Origin of the sequence: Mesorhizobium sp. DCY119 (genome assembly GCF_003590645.1) — a bacterium.
Lineage (GTDB): Bacteria > Pseudomonadota > Alphaproteobacteria > Rhizobiales > Rhizobiaceae > Mesorhizobium_M.
Genome location: NZ_CP031834.1, coordinates 2,259,068 through 2,274,813, shown reverse-complemented (window position 1 = coordinate 2,274,813; position 15,746 = coordinate 2,259,068). Strand labels below are relative to the sequence as shown.

Sequence of the window (15,746 nt, the reverse complement as noted above, 5' to 3'; positions counted from 1 at the left end):
GCTATGCAGATGAAGTTTTCGCGCGAGAAATCAGCCGGCTATCTCACCAACTGGGCGGCGCGCCTGTTTGCGAAAGCCATCGACCGACGATTGAAGGAACTCGGCCTGTCATCCGGCCAACTGCCTGTCTTTTTCGCGCTTGGCGATGGCGGTGCCATGTCACAGAAAGCGCTGACCGAAATTGCTGCGATCGAGCAGCCGACCATGGCCGCAACGCTGTCGCGCATGGAACGCGACGGCATCGTCGCGCGCGTCCCAAACCCGGAGGACGGCAGAAGTGCCCTGTTCTCGCTGACGCCCTCCGCAATGAAAAAAGCACTCGACGTGCGAGCGGCAATCGCCGCAGTCAATGCCGATGCGCTCGAAGGTCTGGAGGGCCCCGACAGGGAAGCTTTTCTGGCGATGCTGCGCGGCGTCATCGCCAATCTGGAAAATCGCCTGAACGACCAGCCGTGAAGCCGGCCGCCTTGCGGCAATTATTCCTTGAATGTCACCCACTCTTCCTGTGGCGCGCGGTCGGTGCGGAAGGTGCTTTCCGGCTTGGTGGTGTCTTCATGGCCGAGCGCCATGCCGCAGACGACGATTTCCTCATCCGGGATATCAAGAACCGGCCTGATCTGGTTGTGATAGGGCGCGAATGCCGCCTGCGGGCAGGTGTGCAGGCCCCTGCCCCGCGCTGCGATCATGATGTTCTGCAGGAACATGCCGTAGTCGATCCACGAGCCCTGGTTGAGCCGGCGGTCGATGGTGAAGATCATGCCGACCGGCGCGTCGAAGAAGACGAAGTTGCGGTCGTGCTGCGCCCGCATGCGCTCGACCTCGCGCCGGCCGATGCCAAGCACGCTGTAGAGGCCGAAGCCGTTGGCGCGGCGGCGCGCCAGATAGGGCTCGAAGAACTGGTCGGGATAGTATTTGTACTCGTCCCAGTTCGCCTTTTCCGCCCGGATGCCGGAATTGAGGATGGCGTCGGTGATACGCTGCTTGCTCTCGCCCTTGGTGACGTAGACCTTCCATGGCTGCATGTTCGTGCCCGACGGCGCGCGCGCGGCGACATCCAGGATTTCCCGGATCACCTTGTCATCGACCGGCGTCGGCAGGAAAGCGCGTACCGAACGACGCGACACGATGGCCTCGTCGACGATCGCAGTTTCGTCCTTGGCGTTGGCTGCGGCCCCACGTGCCAGCATGAACAGTTCCTTCTCGATGCGGCTGCGATCCAAAGAACGCTCCTCATCATCCTTTCGCGAAACCTGCATTTGCACCAGCCTCTTAACTCTCGCAAGCACTACCTGCGTTCCATGAAATTCTGCTTGAATTTTTCACGAAATTGACATCTGATGAAATTTCTCGAGGAATTTTCATGTCGCTTCAAAAGTCCCGGCACATCGCGGCGGATGGCCCCCTTGCAGACGGCGCAAACGCGCTGCTGGCGCGGGATCTGCGCGCGCTGCGAAAGGCGCGAGGCCTTACATTGTCCGAGATTGCGCTGAAACTTGGGCGTTCGGTCGGCTGGCTGAGCCAGGTCGAGCGCGGCCTGTCGACGCCTTCGATCGGTGACCTGCGCGCCTTCGCCGATCTGTTCGGCGTGCCGGTCAGCCTGTTCTTCGGTCATGACGTACCGGAAGAGGCCGAGCGCGGCGTGATCGTGCGCGCCGGTCGCCGCCGCTCCCTTGGCACAAGCGATTCCGGCCTGGTGGAAGAGCTTCTTTCGCCGGACCTTGGCGGAAGCTTCGAAATGCTGCGCTCCGAATTCGCGCCCGGCGCAGAATTGAAGACGGCGGCGCATCGCCCGACCGAAGAAGCCGGCTATCTCGTCTCAGGCCGCTTCGACATCGAGATCGACGGCAACTGGCACAGCCTCGCAGAAGGCGACAGTTTCAGGTTCGATGGCAAGCCGTTCCGATGGAAGAATCCGGGGAACGAACCGGCTGTGGTCATATGGGTGATCTCGCCGCCGGTCTATTGAGGAATTGAGGAGGAGAAGAGTTCGATGGCTGATTTTCCGACAACGGCGCGCGTGGTCATCATCGGCGGCGGGGCTGTCGGCGTCTCAGCGCTCTATCATCTGGCCAAGGCCGGCTGGACCGACTGCGTGCTCTTGGAAAAGAACGAGCTGACCTCCGGCTCGACGTGGCATGCGGCAGGCAACGTGCCGACCTTCTCGTCATCCTGGTCGCTGATGAACATGCAGCGCTATTCGACCGAGCTTTACCGGGGGCTGGCGGCAGAAGTCGACTACCCCATGAACTATCACGTCACCGGTTCGCTGCGGCTTGCCCACTCGAAGGAGCGCATGCAGGAGTTCCAGCGCGCCAAAGGCATGGGGCGTTATCAGGGCCTGAACATCGAGGTTGTCGGCAACGACGAGATCAAGCGCCGCTATCCCTTCATCGAAACGCATGAGTTGCAGGGCGCGCTCTACGACCCGAGCGACGGCGACATCGACCCGGCGCAGCTGACCCAGGCTCTTGCCAAGGGCGCGCGCGACATGGGCGCCAAGATCATCCGCTTCTGCCCGGTCAGCGGCGTGCGCCGCGAGAATGGCGAATGGGTGATCGAGACCGCGCAAGGCGAAATCCGCTGCGAATATGTCGTCAACGCCGCCGGCTACCGGGCGCAGGAGGTCGGAAAGATGTTCGGCCGCGACGTGCCGATGATGGTGATGAGCCATCAATACATCCTGTTCGAGGAAATTCCTGAACTCGCCGCCTGGTCGAAGGAGGCTGGGCACAAGCTGCCCCTGCTGCGCGACGTCGACAGCTCCTATTACCTGCGGCAGGAAAAGAACGGCATGAATCTCGGCCCCTATGAGCGCAACTGCCGCGCCCATTGGGCAACCGCCGACGATCCGATGCCCGATGATTTTTCGTTCCAGCTCTATCCGGACGATCTGGAGCGGCTGGAATGGTATCTCAACGACGCCATCGCCCGCGTGCCGATCCTCGGCACCGCAGGGCTTTCCAAGGTCATCAACGGCCCTATCCCCTACGCGCCCGACGGCAACCCGCTGATCGGCCCGATGCCCGGCGTGCCCAATGCCTTCGAGGCCTGCGTCTTCACCTTCGGCATCGCCCAGGCCGGCGGGGCCGGCAAGGTGCTGGCCGAATGGGTGACGCAAGGCCAGACCGAATGGGACATGTGGTCCTGCGACCCGCGCCGCTTCACCTCATTCGCCGCCGATAAGGACTATGCCGTGGCCAAGGGCATGGAAATCTACGGCCACGAATATGCGATCCACTTTCCGCACCACGCCTGGCCGGCTGGCCGTGGACAAAAACTGTCGCCCATCCACGACCGCATCGCCGCCCTCGGCGCACAGTTCAACGCCTATAATGGCTGGGAGCGCGCGACGTGGTTCGCGAAGGAAGGCGACGACACCTCGGAGGAATCCACCCAGACTTTTGCGCGCACTGGGCCGTGGGAGAAACGCATTCGCGAGGAATGCCTGGCCGTGCGCGACACGGCCGGCATTCTCGACCTGCCCGGCTTCTCGCGCTTCCGCGTGGAAGGCGCCGGCGCGCGCGACTGGCTGTCTTCACTGATCACCGGCGTGGTGCCGAAGCCCGGGCGTATCGGGCTTGCCTATTTCGCCGACGACAAGGGCCGTATCGTCACCGAAATGTCGATCATGGCGCTTGGCGAGGACTTTTTCTTCCTGATCACGGCGGCCGTTGCCGAGTGGCACGATTTCGAGTGGCTTCAGAAGCATCTGCCGCAAGCGACTCAAATCTCACTCAAAAACATGACCGACGCCTTTTCGTGCCAGATTCTTTCGGGGCCGAATTCCCGTGCGATACTGGCCGGCGTAACGGACGCCGACCTGTCGCTGCCATGGCTGTCGCATCAATCCGTGCAGATCGCCGGCCGCTGGTGCCAGCTCGTGCGCGTTTCCTTTGCCGGCGAACTCGGCTGGGAAATCCACAGCAAGATCGAAGATACGGCGACGATCTTCGACGCCGTCTGGACCGCCGGGCAGAAACACGGCCTGAAACCTTTCGGCATGTTCGCGCTGGATTCGCTGCGGCTGGAAAAGGGTTATCGCGCCTGGAAGGGCGATCTTTCCACCGACTACACGGTGCTTCAGGGTGGGCTCGAGCGCTTCGTCAAATGGGACAAGCCGGATTTCAAGGGGAAGGCCGCACTTCTGAGCGAGCGGCAGCAGGGCGTGAAGAAGCGCTTCGTCACGCTGGTGGTCGAGGCTGGCGCTCACGACGCGCCCTACATGTCGACCGTTCTCTATGAAGGCAGGATCGTCGGCGAAACCACGTCGGGCGGCTGGGGCTACCGCGTCGGCAAGTCGATCGCGCTCGGCACCATCCGCGCCGATCTGGCGGTGCCCGGCACGAAAGTTCAGGTGGAAATCTTCGGCGAGAATTTCCCCGCAGTGGTGCAGGAAGACCAGCCCCTGTGGGACCCGAAGAACGAAAGATTGAGAGCATAAGATGCCCAAACCCTCATCCCGCATTTCCGGCATCACGCCCTCCGGCAAGGATGGCTGGGAAGTCCATTTCGCCGCCATGAACCGCAAGGAGGCAGGCGAGGTCATCATCATGCTTTCGGTCGGCGATCATGATTTCGACACGCCCACTGAGACGGTCGAAGCCTGCGTCACCGCCGTGCGCGCCGGCTACCACCATTACACGCAGCTTCCCGGCATCCCGCGCCTGCGCGCGGCCATGGCGAAGCTTTCCACGCAATGCACCGGCGTGCCCACCACTGCCGACGAGGTGATCGCCACGCCGGGCGGGCAGCTCGCGCTGTTTGCCGCCGCGCAGGCCGCGCTTGATCCAGGCGACCACGCCATCGTCGTTGCGCCTTATTATGCGACCTACCCGCCGACATTCCGGGCGGCGGGCGCTGAGTTCACCATCGTCGAGACCCGCGCCGAGGACGGTTTCCAGCCGCGCGCCGAAGACATCACTGCCGCCTTGCAGCCGCGCACCAAGGCGATCCTCATCAACACGCCCAACAACCCGACGGGTGCCGTATATTCCCGCAAAAGCCTGGAAGGCATCGCGGAAATCTGCCGCAAGCATGATCTCTGGCTGTTTTGCGACGAGGTTTACTGGACGCTGGGCGGTGGCGAGCATGTCTCGCCGCGCTCGCTGCCCGGCATGGCCGAGCGCACGCTGGTCATCAATTCCATGTCGAAAAGCCACGGCATGACCGGATGGCGCATCGGCTGGCTGACGGCGCCGAAGGAACTGGTCAGCCTGCTCATCAGCCTAAATCTCGTCACCACCTACGGGCTGACTGACTTTGTCAGCCGCGCAGCGGTCGAGGCAATGGAGAATGCATACGGCGTCAAGGAGATAGCCGAGCGCTATGCGGCACGGCGCGCCGTCTTTCTCGACGCCGTGCGCGGGCTGAACAATGTCACCGTGCGCGGCTCCGAAGGCGGCATGTATGTCATGCTCGACATCAGCGCCATAGAGCCGGACTGCGAAAGCTTCGCCTGGGCGTTCCTCAACAGCGAGAAGGTCGCCGTCATGCCCGGCGTCAGCTTCGGCGACGCCGCCGCCGGCCATATCCGCATCAGCCTCTGCCAGCCGGAGGAAATTCTTCTGGAAGCAGCCGAACGCCTGAAGCGCTTTGCCGCTGCCTACAGCCCATCCAAGGAAAGCAAGCAAGCATGAGTTCTCTGCCGCAAAAGGCCCGCGCCGTCATCATCGGCGGCGGCGTATCCGGCTGTTCGGTCGCCTATCACCTCGCCAAGCTTGGCTGGACCGACATCGTGCTTCTGGAGCGCAAGCAGCTTACCTCCGGCACCACCTGGCATGCGGCGGGGCTGATCGGCCAGCTGCGCGCCTCGCAGAACATGACGCGGCTCGCCAAATATTCCGCTGACCTCTACGTCAAGCTGGAAGAAGAAACCGAAGTCGCCACCGGCATGCGCCAGGTCGGCTCCATCACCGTTGCGCTGACCGAGGAGCGCAAGCACGAAATCTACCGCCAGGCCTCGCTGGCGCGCGCCTTCGATGTCGATGTGCGCGAGATTTCGCCTAATGAAGTCAAGGAGATGTATCCGCATCTCAACGTGGCCGACGTGGTCGGCGCGGTGCACCTGCCGCTCGACGGCCAGTGCGACCCTGCCAACATCGCCATGGCGCTGGCCAAAGGCGCACGCCAGCGCGGCGCGAAGATCGTCGAGAACGTCAAAGTCACAGCCGTGCACCAGAAGAACGGCCGCGTCACCGGCGTTTCGTGGGCCAAGGATGACGAGCAAGGCACGATAGAAAGCGATGTGGTGATCAACTGCGCCGGCATGTGGGCGCGCGAGCTTGGCGCGATGTCGGGCGTGACCGTGCCGCTGCACGCCTGCGAGCATTTTTATCTCGTCACCGAAGCCATCGAGGGTCTTGGCCGCCTCCCCGTCCTGCGCGTGCCGGACGAATGCGCATACTACAAGGAAGACGCCGGCAAGATGATGCTTGGCGCCTTCGAACCCATCGCCAAGCCGTGGGGCATGAACGGCATTTCGGAGGATTTCTGCTTCGACCAGCTGCCCGAGGATTTCGAGCATTTCGAGCCAATCCTCGAAATGGGCGTGAACCGCATGCCAATGCTCGGCACCGCCGGCATCCACACCTTCTTCAACGGCCCTGAAAGCTTCACGCCCGACGACCGCTACTATCTCGGCGAAGCGCCGGAACTCGGCGGCTACTGGGTGGCGGCCGGCTACAATTCCATCGGCATCGTCTCCTCAGGCGGTGCCGGCATGGCGCTGGCGCAGTGGATCAATGACGGCGAAGCGCCCTTCGATCTGTGGGAAGTCGATATCCGCCGCGCCCAGCCTTTTCAGAAGAACCGCGCCTACCTCAAGGAGCGCGTCTCCGAAACGCTCGGCCTTCTCTATGCCGACCATTTCCCCTACCGCCAGATGGCGACTTCGCGCGGCGTGCGCCGCTCGCCTATCCATGAGCAACTGAAGGCGCGCGGAGCCGTTTTCGGCGAAGTCGCCGGCTGGGAACGCGCCAACTGGTTCGCCCGCGAAGGCCAGGAGCGCGAATACAGATATTCCTGGAAGCGACAGAACTGGTTCGACAACCAGCGCGACGAGCATCTGGCCGTGCGCAACAATGTCGGCCTGTTCGACATGACCTCCTTCGGCAAGATCAGGATCGAGGGCCGCGATGCGCTGGCCTTCCTGCAACGCATGTGCGCCAACGATCTCGATGTCGCACCCGGCAAGATCGTCTACACGCAGATGCTGAACAATCGCGGCGGCATCGAGAGCGACCTCACCGTTTCGCGTCTTTCCGAAACGGCCTTCTTCGCCGTCGTGCCCGGCGCGACCTTGCAGCGCGACCTGGCATGGCTGCGCAAGCATCTGCGCGACGAGTTCGTCGTCATCACCGATGTGACGGCTTCAGAAAGCGTGCTCTGCCTGATGGGTCCGCGTTCTCGCGAACTGATCGAAAAAATCAGCCCAAACGATTTTTCGAATGCGAACAATCCGTTCGGCACCTTCCAGGAGATCGAGATCGGCATGGGGCTGGCGCGCGCGCACCGCGTCACCTATGTCGGCGAACTCGGCTGGGAACTCTATGTCTCGACCGACCAGACCGCCCATGTCTTCGAGGCGCTGGAAGACGCCGGGCGCGAATTCGACCTGAAACTCTGCGGCCTGCACACGCTGGATTCCTGCCGCATCGAGAAGGCGTTCCGCCACTTCGGCCACGACATCACCGACGAGGATCATGTGCTGGAAGCCGGCCTCGGCTTTGCCGTGAAGACCGGCAAGGGCGACTTTATCGGCCGCGACGCCGTGCTGGCGAAGAAGGATGCCGGCCTGTCACGCCGGCTGGTGCAATTCCGCCTCACCGACCCGGAACCGCTGCTGTTCCACAACGAGGCGATCGTGCGCGACGGCAAGATCGTCGGCACGGTCACCTCGGGCAATTACGGCCATCACCTCGGCGGTGCCATCGGTCTTGGCTACGTGCCGGCTAAGGGCGAGAGCGAAGCGGATGTGCTCGGTTCCTCCTACGAGATCGAGATCGCCGGCGAACGCTTCAAGGCCGAGGCATCGTTGAAGCCGATGTATGATCCGAAGTCGGAACGGGTCAGGATGTAGCGCTTATTCCTTCTCCCCGTTCACGGGGAGAAGGTGGCCCGAAGGGTCGGATGAGGGGCGGCTCCAACTTCTGAGAGGCAAGCGCTGCCCCTCATCTGCCTGCCGGCATCTTCTCCCCGTGAACGGAGAGAAGAAAGACCACTGCAACCTCTCAAAAAGCCGCCAGCTTTCGCCTCACCTGCCCCAGAAACGCCTCGCGGCTTTTCGGCGTCGAGGTATCCATCATATAGTGCGCCAGGAACATAGTGCGGCAGCGCCGGGCGCAGAGCGCGCGAATGCCGCGCAGGATGGTCTTGCGGCCGGGATGGCCGACGACATGTGACCACCAGCGCGGAGCGCCGCAGGTGGTGATGACGGCGATCTTCGACACATGCGTCATCAGCGGCTTGATCGCACCCTTGCCCTTGGGCAATTCGAAGGCGACCTCCGTCGCCCACACCCTGTCGAGCCAACCCTTCAGCATGGCCGGCAGGCCATACCACCATGTCGGATAGATGAAGACGATCGCCTGCGCCCATTTCAGATGCTCGATATGCGCTTCAAGCGCCGGGTCCAGCGGCCGACGATCATTGTAGAATCGCCGCTCGTCGTCGCGCATGACGGGGTCGAAGTTTTCCGCGTAGAGATCGACGAGACGCGCTTCGCAGCCCTTGGCGTGGATCGCCTCTATCGCCGCATCACGAACCGCAGCACAAAAACTTTCAGGCACAGGATGGCAATAGACCACCAGCACCCGCATCAGAAGGCGTCCATCTGGGCCGAGACCTTAGCCATGAATTTTTCGCGCGAGGCGGGCGTCGAGAGGTTCATGGAATAATGCGCCAGATAGGAAACCGGCGCGCCCGGCTTCACCGTCGCGCGCAGCACCCGCGTGATGATCTTTCGCGGCGGGTCGCCGACAACAAACGCCGCGAGCCGGCTGCCGCCATAAGTGGTGACTGCGGCGACCTTTTTGACATTGTGGAGCGTCGGAACGGTCCGGCCAGCGACCAGCTTGAACGACACGCCGGGCAGAAAGACGCGATCGAAAAAGCCTTTCAGGATAGCGGGATAGCCGTAGTTCCACACAGGAAAGGAGAGCACCAGCGCATCCGCGCGGCGCAGGCGTTCGACATAGGTGTGAACGCTTTCGATGTTGGCGGGAACATCGTGATAACCAATGCGCTCGGCGCGCGTGAGGCGCGGGTCGAAGTCTTCGCCATAAAGATCACAGTCGTCGACACTATGTCCCTTCGTCCTCAACCGTTCAACGATCAGGCTGTGAACTGCAGCGCCAAAGCTTGTCTCGACCGGATTGGCGTAGAGGACGAGGATGTTCATGCCTGCTCCGTCAACCCGCCCGCTGCAAACCCTTGAACAGAAAGGTCTTGCCCGACCGGTAGTCGTAGTCGGGATTTTCCCAGGCGATCATCTTGCCGGGATTGAGCAGTCCTTGCGGGTCGGCCTCGCGCTTGAAGGCGAGCTGAATATCGTCCGTCTGCTTCATGCCGCCCTCCTCCAGCGTGTAGCGGTGCGGGTTGAAGATCGGACAGCCATTCTCCTCATGCAAGCGAATGATCTCATCGAGCCGTTCTTCGCTGGTGAATTTCACCAGCGGCAGGCCGAAACAGGTGATGTTGCCGTCGAAGCGTACGAATTCGAGATGGGAAAACACCTCGCCCGGAAACATCGCGTCCATTTTCTCGACCAGAGCCAGCTGGTTCGGGAATGGGTAGAGCGACTGGAGGTAGGTGATCGCGGGATCGACGCGCAGCGCCCGCAAGGTCGTGTGGTTCCAGGCAAGCTCGAAGGCCGGCGGCAGGCCCTTTTTCTCCGCCTCCGACATGCTGGCTGCGTTCATCACGACTTCCCCGCCCTCGCGGCGCGTGAAGGCCAGAAAAGCATCGAGCGACTGCGGCGCGACCATGGCGAGGCAGATGCTCTGCCCCGGCCGGAAGAAGCGCTGGTGGCGTTTGAAATAATCCTGCGGCACCGGTGCCGCGATCGGCGTGATGAGCTTGGTCAAAAGCCCGTCCTGGCAGGCGAGCGCATTGCCGTAGCGCGCCGCCCCGATGAAACTGTCGAAACCGACGATCACGTCGATCCAGTCATAGGACGCCGTCAGCGGCATCTCGACTTCGACAATAATGCCATTGGTGCCATAGGCATGGGTGACCTTGTGCAGGTCCTCGCCGGTGAGGTCGAGCACCTTCGGCTCGGCCTCCATGGTGACGACGAGCAGGCGAATGACATTGCCGAAATCGCGCAAGCCGCCGAAATTGATCGAGCCGACCCCACCTGAGCCGCCGGCAATGAAACCGCCGATGGAAGCGGTGTTGTAGGTCGAGGGATGCAGGCGCAGTTCCTGGCCTGAATGCGCGCGCGTCGCCCGGTCGATATCGGCGAGGATGGCGCCCGGCCCACAAATGACGCGCCCCGGTGCAATCGTGGTGATCTCGCTCATCTCGGCGAGCGACAGCACAACGCCACCCGACAGTGGCATGGCCTGACCATAATTGCCGGTGCCGGTGCCGCGCGGCGTCACCGGAATGCCGAGGCGGTGACAGGCGGCAAGCACGCGCACGACCTCGCCCTGGTTCCTGGGCGAGACGACAAGATCGGCGGTTACGTTTTCGAGCTGGCGCTTCAGAACAGGGCTGTACCAGTAGAAATCGCGGCTCTTCTGCTGCACGATCGCCGGATTGTCTTCGATCTTCAGGCCGTCGAGTTCGCGCTTCAGCGCCGCAATGTCCATCAGGTCACCATCAGGTCGTCGAGTTCGGCATAGTCGGGCAGTTCGCGCGCGATGGCCTTGCCATTGCGGACGACGATGCGGTCCGATTCCGGCCGCGACAGGAGTTCGGTCCAGCTTCGGCCCTTGAAGACAATGAAGTCGGCGGCATCGCCGACGCTTAAGCCGCCCACCCCGTCGAGCCGCATCACCTCTGCCGGCGTCGCCGCGACCGATTTCGGCCAGTCACTCACCGGGTGGTCGAAATGCAGGATGCGCGTCGCCATGCGATAGACCTCCAGCATGTCGAGATCGCCATAGGCATAGAAGGGATCACGCGTGTTGTCGGAGGCGACGGAAACCGGGATGCCCCGCGCCTTCATCTCGTGCAGCAGCGTCACGCCGCGCCAACGTGGCGTGGTGCCATCATGACGGCGATCCTGAAGGTAGAGATTACACATCGGCAGTGACACCGCCGCAATGCCGGCGCGCGCCACCTTGTCGAGCGTGTCCAGCACCTCGGCGTCCGGCTGGCGCGCCAGCGAGCAGCAATGGCCGACGAGGATTTTTCCCGTGAAGCGATGGCGCAATGCGGCTTCGGCGATCTTTTTCAGCCCGACCGCGGAGATATCGGCAGTTTCGTCGGCATGGAAATCGAGATCTAGGCCGAGATCGATCGCAGTGCGGAACATGCGGTCGAGCAGTTCATCGAGGTCGGGCACCATATAGGCGACCGCGCCGAGCACGCCTTTGGCAGCCGCCACCTGCTTCGCCAACCGCTCGAACCATGCCGCGTCGCGCACGCCATCGATGCCGAGCAGGCAGGCTCCCTGCAGCTCGATGCGACCTTTCCAGCGCTCGCGCATCTCCTCGAAAACCGGCCAGGAGATTTCTTCCTGGGGCGGCACGCTGTCGATATGGGTGCGCAGCGCCTTGGTGCCGTGGGCGTAGGCCGCGCGCAGGGAGAAATCCATGCGCCGCGCGACATCCTCGGCAGTCCACCGCGCAGCGCGGTCGTTTCCCGTCGCGACCAGCGCGCCCGGAAAGGAACCGTCCGGGTTCGGCGTTCGCGGCCATATGTGGCCCTTGTCGATATGGGTGTGGCAATCGACGAAACACGGCAGGACGATGCGGCCTTTGAGGTCGATGGCGTCGGCGGCTAGCTCAGTTGCGTTGATGATGGCGATCTTCCCGCCCGTGACCGAAATGTCGGCGAGCGCAAAGCCGTCTGCGTCGAAGGATGCGGCAAAGTCGGGCGTGAGTGAGGAGTGCACTCGGGCATTGACGAGGGTGTAGTTGCCGGAGGTGGGTATCTGGATAGATGTCATTGCTGCCCCTCATCCCCCTGCCGGGACCTTCTCCCCGTATAGTGACGGGGAGAAGGAGAAGTGGAGGCGCTGCGGCTAGCCCCCTTCTCCCCGTTCACGGGGAGAAGGTCCCGGCAGGGGGATGAGGGGCAGCGAAATGCGAGCAGGATCATCACTACCGCTCCTGCTTCAGCGCGCTTTCGTGCCAGCGCCGCAGGATGAGATGCGACACCAGCGAAAGCACGAGGAAGATGACGATACCGGCAAGCGAGATCAGGATCAGCGCTGCGAACAATCTCGGTGCGTTGAGCCGGTAGCCCGCCTCGATGATGCGCGAGGCGAGCCCCGACGATTGGCCGGAAGCGCCGGCGACGAACTCGGCCACCACCGCGCCGATCAGCGACAGGCCGCCGGCGATCTTCAAGCCACCGAGAAAATAGGGCATCGCCGCCGGCAGGCGCAGATGCCAGAGCTCCTGCCAGCGCGTCGCGCCGTTGAGCCGGAACAGGTCGCGCAGATTGCGGTCGACCGAGTTCAGCCCGAGCGTGGTGTTGGACAGGATCGGGAAAAAGGCAACGATCCAGGCGCAGAGCAGCAGCTTGGCCGTCTGGTTGTCGACATAGATGTTGATCAGCGGAAAGATCGCGACGATCGGCGTGACCTGCAGCACGATGGCGAAGGGGAAGAGCGACATCTCCACCCATTTCGACTGGGCAAACAGCACCGCAAGCCCGACACCACCGACAACCGCCAGAAGCAGGCCGAGAAAGGTGATGCGCAGCGTCACCAGCAGGGATCCGAACAGCAGACCGGCATCGTTGTGCAGCGTCTGCAGCACCACGCCCGGCCGCGGCAGGATATATTGCGGGATCTCGTTCCAGACGCAGATGCGGTCCCACAGCCAGATCGCCAGAACCATGATCGCCAGCGGCAGAACCCAGCTGCCGATGCGCTCCAGCCGTTCCCGCCGGAGGCGCCGCGCTTCCTCGGGATCGAGCGTTGCCACGGGGCTTTCGACAGCGGTCATGCCGCCGCTCCATGCGTGGAATTGATCGCGCTGACCAGCACATCGGAGGCCTGCCGGCATAGGGCGGCGTAGGCGGGCGACGTGCGAAACGCCTCATCGCGCGGATAGGGCGCGTCGACTTCGACCTCCTGAAACACCCGGCCCGGACGCGCGGCCATGACGACGATGCGGTTGGAAAGAAAGACGCTTTCGAAGACGCTGTGCGTGACAAAGACCGTGGTGAAGCGTTCGTCCTGCCAGAGCTCGAGGAGATCGTTGTTGAGCTTGAAGCGCGTGATTTCGTCGAGCGCCGCAAAAGGCTCGTCCATCAGCAGCACACGCGGCTTGGTCACCAGTGCGCGGGCTATCGACACGCGCATCTTCATGCCGCCGGAAAGCTCGCGCGGCACGGCATTTTCGAAGCCCGACAGGTGAACGCGCTCAAGAAGCTGCGAAACCGCCGGTGCGGCATCGCTTCGTGAAACGCCCTTCAGCCGCAGCGGCAGCCAGACATTGTCTAACACACTGGCCCAGGGCAGCAGCGTCGGCTCCTGGAAAACGAAGCCGACGGAGCTTTCCTCGCCGGGCTTGCGCGACCAGTCCAGCGTGCCGGTGGTCGGCGCGGTCAGGCCGGCTATAATGCGCAGCGCCGTCGACTTGCCGCAGCCGGACGGACCGAGCAGGCTGAGGAAGTCGCCCTCCCGGATCGTCATGTCGACATTGCTGAGCGCGGTCACGCCGTTGGAAAAGGTCTTTCCCACGGCGCGCAGAGAAAGCAGCGGTTTTCCGCTGCCTTCCATGCCCGGTACTGTTGTCGATGGAACCATTACGCCGGAGCCGGGCTCACTTCTTCAGGTCGAGCCCCACGCCTTTGTTGACGAAATCGAGCGTGTAGGCCTTCTTGATATCGAGGCCTTCGGGGATGACCTTGGCCTTGACCATCTTGGCGTAGAACCCTGCGATATGCTCGTCGGTCATGGCGCCGATGCCGAGCTTTTCCGCGTCGCCCGAATCGACGATGCCGAACTTCTTCATCTGCTCGATCGAAAACGCGATCTGCTCGTCGGTAATGTCGGGATTGTCTTTCTTGATCGCTTCGTTGGCGGCCTTGTTGTCGCCGTAGAGATAATTGTACCAGCCCTTGGCCGAGCCATCGACGAAGCATTTTACCACTTCCGGCCGCTTGTCGATCGTGTCCTGCATCGCCTCGATCGTGGTCGCGTAGGTGCTGAAGCCGTAATCAGCTAGCAGGAAGGTGTTGGGCTTGAAGCCGCCTTCCTTCTCCACCGCGAAAGGCTCCGAGGTGACGTAGCCCTGCTGGATGGACTTCGTATTGGCAATGAAGGGCGCGGCATTGAAGGTATAGGGCACGCGTTTTGCGGGATCGAAGCCGAATTCGGTGATCATCCACTGGAAGAAGCTCTGCGCGCCCTCGTCGCCCAGGATGTATTGGTCGGCGTTCTTCAGGTCTTCCCATTTGTCGAGACCCTGCCCCGGATGGGACATGACCACCTGCGGCTCCTTCTGGAAGGAAGCAGCAACGATGCGCAGCGGAATGTTCTGCTGCACGGCATCGAACGCCTGCAACAGGTTGCCGCCCATGTAGAAATCGATCTTGCCGGCCAGAAGCAGCGGCCGGCCGCTAACCTGCGGTCCACCCTGCTGGATGGTGACGTCCAGGCCGCAGGCGGCATAGGTGCCGTCGGCAACCGCCTGATAGTAGCCGCCATGCTCGGCCTGGGCCAACCAGTTGGTCATGTAGGTGATCTTTTCGGCTGCCAGTGCGGTCGAAGCGGAAGCGCCAAGAAGCGCGATCACGCCGACGGAGAAGCAGAATTTCCTGTTCATCGACAACACCCCTGTTTCGGCCCGCGCGATTGTCGCCGGGTAACAAAGTCTTCAAGCAAGACGTATGCCATTGGCTGTTTGCATGGATGATGACGCCATCGTGCAATTCCAGCGGCGCGCTTGTGCCATTTCACCCGGCATCGTGCCCATTTTCCGGGCGTCTGTCCATCATGGTTGGAAAGCATGCACAATGGCTTGAAGCGTGATGCTCAACCGATCTAGGCTTGCGTCGACCCGGAGATTTTCATGTTCAGATTCCTCACCCCGAAAACGATAAAACCGCCCTTTGCGCGCTACAGCCACGGCGTCGAAGTGCCGGCAGGCAAGCGCCTTGTCCTATGCTCCGGCCAGCTCGGCATTGGGCCGGATGACGCGATCCCCGAGGATGCCGGCGCGCAGGCCGAGCTCTGCTTCGGCAATATCGCGGCAATTCTCGGCGAGGCCGGCCTGACGCTGAAGGACATCGTGCGCATCAACGCCTTCGTCACCGACAGCGCGCATCTGCGGCCCTATATGGACGTGCGTGACCGGCTGTTTTCTGATCCGGCGCCGGCTTCGACGCTGATGATTGTTTCCGGCTTCGCCCGGCCGGAGTTCAACGTCGAGATCGAGGTGATCGCGGCTGGGTAAGTCGACAGCGCTTCGCTCTATCGTTAAATGATCCAGAGATTGGCGCTGCCCCTCACCCTTACCCTCTCCCCGTGAAAAACGGGGAGAGGGAGGCGTCAACGCTGGAGCTTCCTCCTTCTCCCCGTCGCTATACGGGGAGAAGGTTGCGGCAGCGGGATGAGGGGCAGC

The 15,746-nt window shown here is 62.5% G+C and carries 14 protein-coding genes; 6 read left to right on the top strand and 8 right to left on the bottom strand.

The features are described from left to right. The first annotated feature begins 9 nt into the window (after positions 1-9). Positions 10-456, top strand: coding sequence for a MarR family transcriptional regulator (locus tag DZG07_RS10995; RefSeq protein WP_119821621.1), 447 nt, complete (start codon positions 10-12; stop codon positions 454-456). Between the two features lie 20 nt (positions 457-476). Here DZG07_RS10995 and DZG07_RS10990 read toward each other — a convergent pair whose 3' ends face one another. Further along, positions 477-1,187 (bottom strand): nitroreductase, encoded by a 711-nt coding sequence (locus tag DZG07_RS10990; protein ID WP_162931743.1) that lies wholly within the window; start codon positions 1,185-1,187, stop codon positions 477-479. A 173-nt stretch (positions 1,188-1,360) separates the two neighbouring features. Between DZG07_RS10990 and DZG07_RS10985 the strand changes: the two genes are divergently transcribed. Genes DZG07_RS10985 through DZG07_RS10970 form a run of 4 tightly spaced genes read left to right on the top strand, consistent with a single transcriptional unit; the run spans position 1,361 to position 8,077 of the window. Beyond that, positions 1,361-1,966, top strand: a complete 606-nt coding sequence (locus DZG07_RS10985) for an XRE family transcriptional regulator (RefSeq protein WP_119816925.1) — start codon at positions 1,361-1,363, stop codon at positions 1,964-1,966. 24 nt (positions 1,967-1,990) lie between these two features. After that, positions 1,991-4,441, top strand: a complete 2,451-nt coding sequence (locus DZG07_RS10980) for an FAD-dependent oxidoreductase (protein ID WP_119816923.1) — start codon at positions 1,991-1,993, stop codon at positions 4,439-4,441. A gap of 1 nt (position 4,442) precedes the next feature. Further along, positions 4,443-5,636: a pyridoxal phosphate-dependent aminotransferase gene (locus DZG07_RS10975; RefSeq protein WP_119816920.1), complete on the top strand. Its 1,194-nt coding sequence runs from the start codon at positions 4,443-4,445 to the stop codon at positions 5,634-5,636. Further along, positions 5,633-8,077, top strand: coding sequence for an FAD-dependent oxidoreductase (locus DZG07_RS10970; protein ID WP_119816917.1), 2,445 nt, complete (start codon positions 5,633-5,635; stop codon positions 8,075-8,077). The genes DZG07_RS10975 and DZG07_RS10970 overlap by 4 nt, the downstream gene beginning before the upstream one ends. A gap of 151 nt (positions 8,078-8,228) precedes the next feature. On the opposite strand, the gene DZG07_RS10965 is transcribed toward DZG07_RS10970, so the two are convergent. The 7 genes from DZG07_RS10965 to DZG07_RS10935 all read right to left on the bottom strand — a co-directional run bounded on the left by DZG07_RS10965 (position 8,229) and on the right by DZG07_RS10935 (position 14,948). Next, positions 8,229-8,816 (bottom strand): NAD(P)H-dependent oxidoreductase, encoded by a 588-nt coding sequence (locus tag DZG07_RS10965; protein WP_119816915.1) that lies wholly within the window; start codon positions 8,814-8,816, stop codon positions 8,229-8,231. After that, entirely contained in the window at positions 8,816-9,397 is a 582-nt protein-coding gene (locus DZG07_RS10960; protein ID WP_119816912.1) for an NAD(P)H-dependent oxidoreductase, read from the bottom strand. The genes DZG07_RS10965 and DZG07_RS10960 overlap by 1 nt, the downstream gene beginning before the upstream one ends. Before the next feature lie 10 nt (positions 9,398-9,407). After that, the gene (locus DZG07_RS10955; protein WP_119816909.1) at positions 9,408-10,811 is read right to left on the bottom strand and encodes an FAD-binding oxidoreductase; all 1,404 of its coding nucleotides are present in this window, start codon (positions 10,809-10,811) and stop codon (positions 9,408-9,410) included. After that, entirely contained in the window at positions 10,811-12,115 is a 1,305-nt protein-coding gene (locus DZG07_RS10950) for a cytosine deaminase (protein ID WP_119816907.1), read from the bottom strand. Before DZG07_RS10950 ends, DZG07_RS10955 begins: the two co-directional genes overlap by 1 nt. Before the next feature lie 154 nt (positions 12,116-12,269). Next, a complete protein-coding gene (locus DZG07_RS10945; protein WP_119816905.1) occupies positions 12,270-13,121 on the bottom strand; it encodes an ABC transporter permease in 852 nt (283 codons plus the stop codon). Next, positions 13,118-13,927: an ABC transporter ATP-binding protein gene (locus DZG07_RS10940; RefSeq protein ID WP_119816902.1), complete on the bottom strand. Its 810-nt coding sequence runs from the start codon at positions 13,925-13,927 to the stop codon at positions 13,118-13,120. Before DZG07_RS10940 ends, DZG07_RS10945 begins: the two co-directional genes overlap by 4 nt. 16 nt (positions 13,928-13,943) lie before the next feature. Beyond that, positions 13,944-14,948 carry an ABC transporter substrate-binding protein gene (locus DZG07_RS10935; protein WP_119816899.1) on the bottom strand — a complete coding sequence of 335 codons (1,005 nt, stop codon included), beginning with the start codon at positions 14,946-14,948 and terminating at the stop codon, positions 13,944-13,946. Positions 14,949-15,194: 246 nt separating this feature from the next. Between DZG07_RS10935 and DZG07_RS10930 the strand changes: the two genes are divergently transcribed. Further along, complete coding sequence (locus DZG07_RS10930) at positions 15,195-15,578, top strand: RidA family protein (RefSeq protein WP_119816895.1); 384 nt, start codon at positions 15,195-15,197, stop codon at positions 15,576-15,578. Positions 15,579-15,746 lie beyond the last annotated feature (168 nt).

Bases quoted from the DNA above. Each gene is read 5' to 3' on its own strand.
- DZG07_RS10995 (WP_119821621.1), top strand. From the start codon at position 10: ATGAAGTTTTCGCGCGAGAAATCAGCCGGCTATCTCACCAACTGGGCG.
- DZG07_RS10990 (WP_162931743.1), bottom strand. From the start codon at position 1,187: ATGCTGGCACGTGGGGCCGCAGCCAACGCCAAGGACGAAACTGCGATC.
- DZG07_RS10985 (WP_119816925.1), top strand. From the start codon at position 1,361: ATGTCGCTTCAAAAGTCCCGGCACATCGCGGCGGATGGCCCCCTTGCA.
- DZG07_RS10980 (WP_119816923.1), top strand. From the start codon at position 1,991: ATGGCTGATTTTCCGACAACGGCGCGCGTGGTCATCATCGGCGGCGGG.
- DZG07_RS10975 (WP_119816920.1), top strand. From the start codon at position 4,443: ATGCCCAAACCCTCATCCCGCATTTCCGGCATCACGCCCTCCGGCAAG.
- DZG07_RS10970 (WP_119816917.1), top strand. From the start codon at position 5,633: ATGAGTTCTCTGCCGCAAAAGGCCCGCGCCGTCATCATCGGCGGCGGC.
- DZG07_RS10965 (WP_119816915.1), bottom strand. From the start codon at position 8,816: ATGCGGGTGCTGGTGGTCTATTGCCATCCTGTGCCTGAAAGTTTTTGT.
- DZG07_RS10960 (WP_119816912.1), bottom strand. From the start codon at position 9,397: ATGAACATCCTCGTCCTCTACGCCAATCCGGTCGAGACAAGCTTTGGC.
- DZG07_RS10955 (WP_119816909.1), bottom strand. From the start codon at position 10,811: ATGGACATTGCGGCGCTGAAGCGCGAACTCGACGGCCTGAAGATCGAA.
- DZG07_RS10950 (WP_119816907.1), bottom strand. From the start codon at position 12,115: ATGACATCTATCCAGATACCCACCTCCGGCAACTACACCCTCGTCAAT.
- DZG07_RS10945 (WP_119816905.1), bottom strand. From the start codon at position 13,121: ATGACCGCTGTCGAAAGCCCCGTGGCAACGCTCGATCCCGAGGAAGCG.
- DZG07_RS10940 (WP_119816902.1), bottom strand. From the start codon at position 13,927: ATGGTTCCATCGACAACAGTACCGGGCATGGAAGGCAGCGGAAAACCG.
- DZG07_RS10935 (WP_119816899.1), bottom strand. From the start codon at position 14,948: ATGAACAGGAAATTCTGCTTCTCCGTCGGCGTGATCGCGCTTCTTGGC.
- DZG07_RS10930 (WP_119816895.1), top strand. From the start codon at position 15,195: ATGTTCAGATTCCTCACCCCGAAAACGATAAAACCGCCCTTTGCGCGC.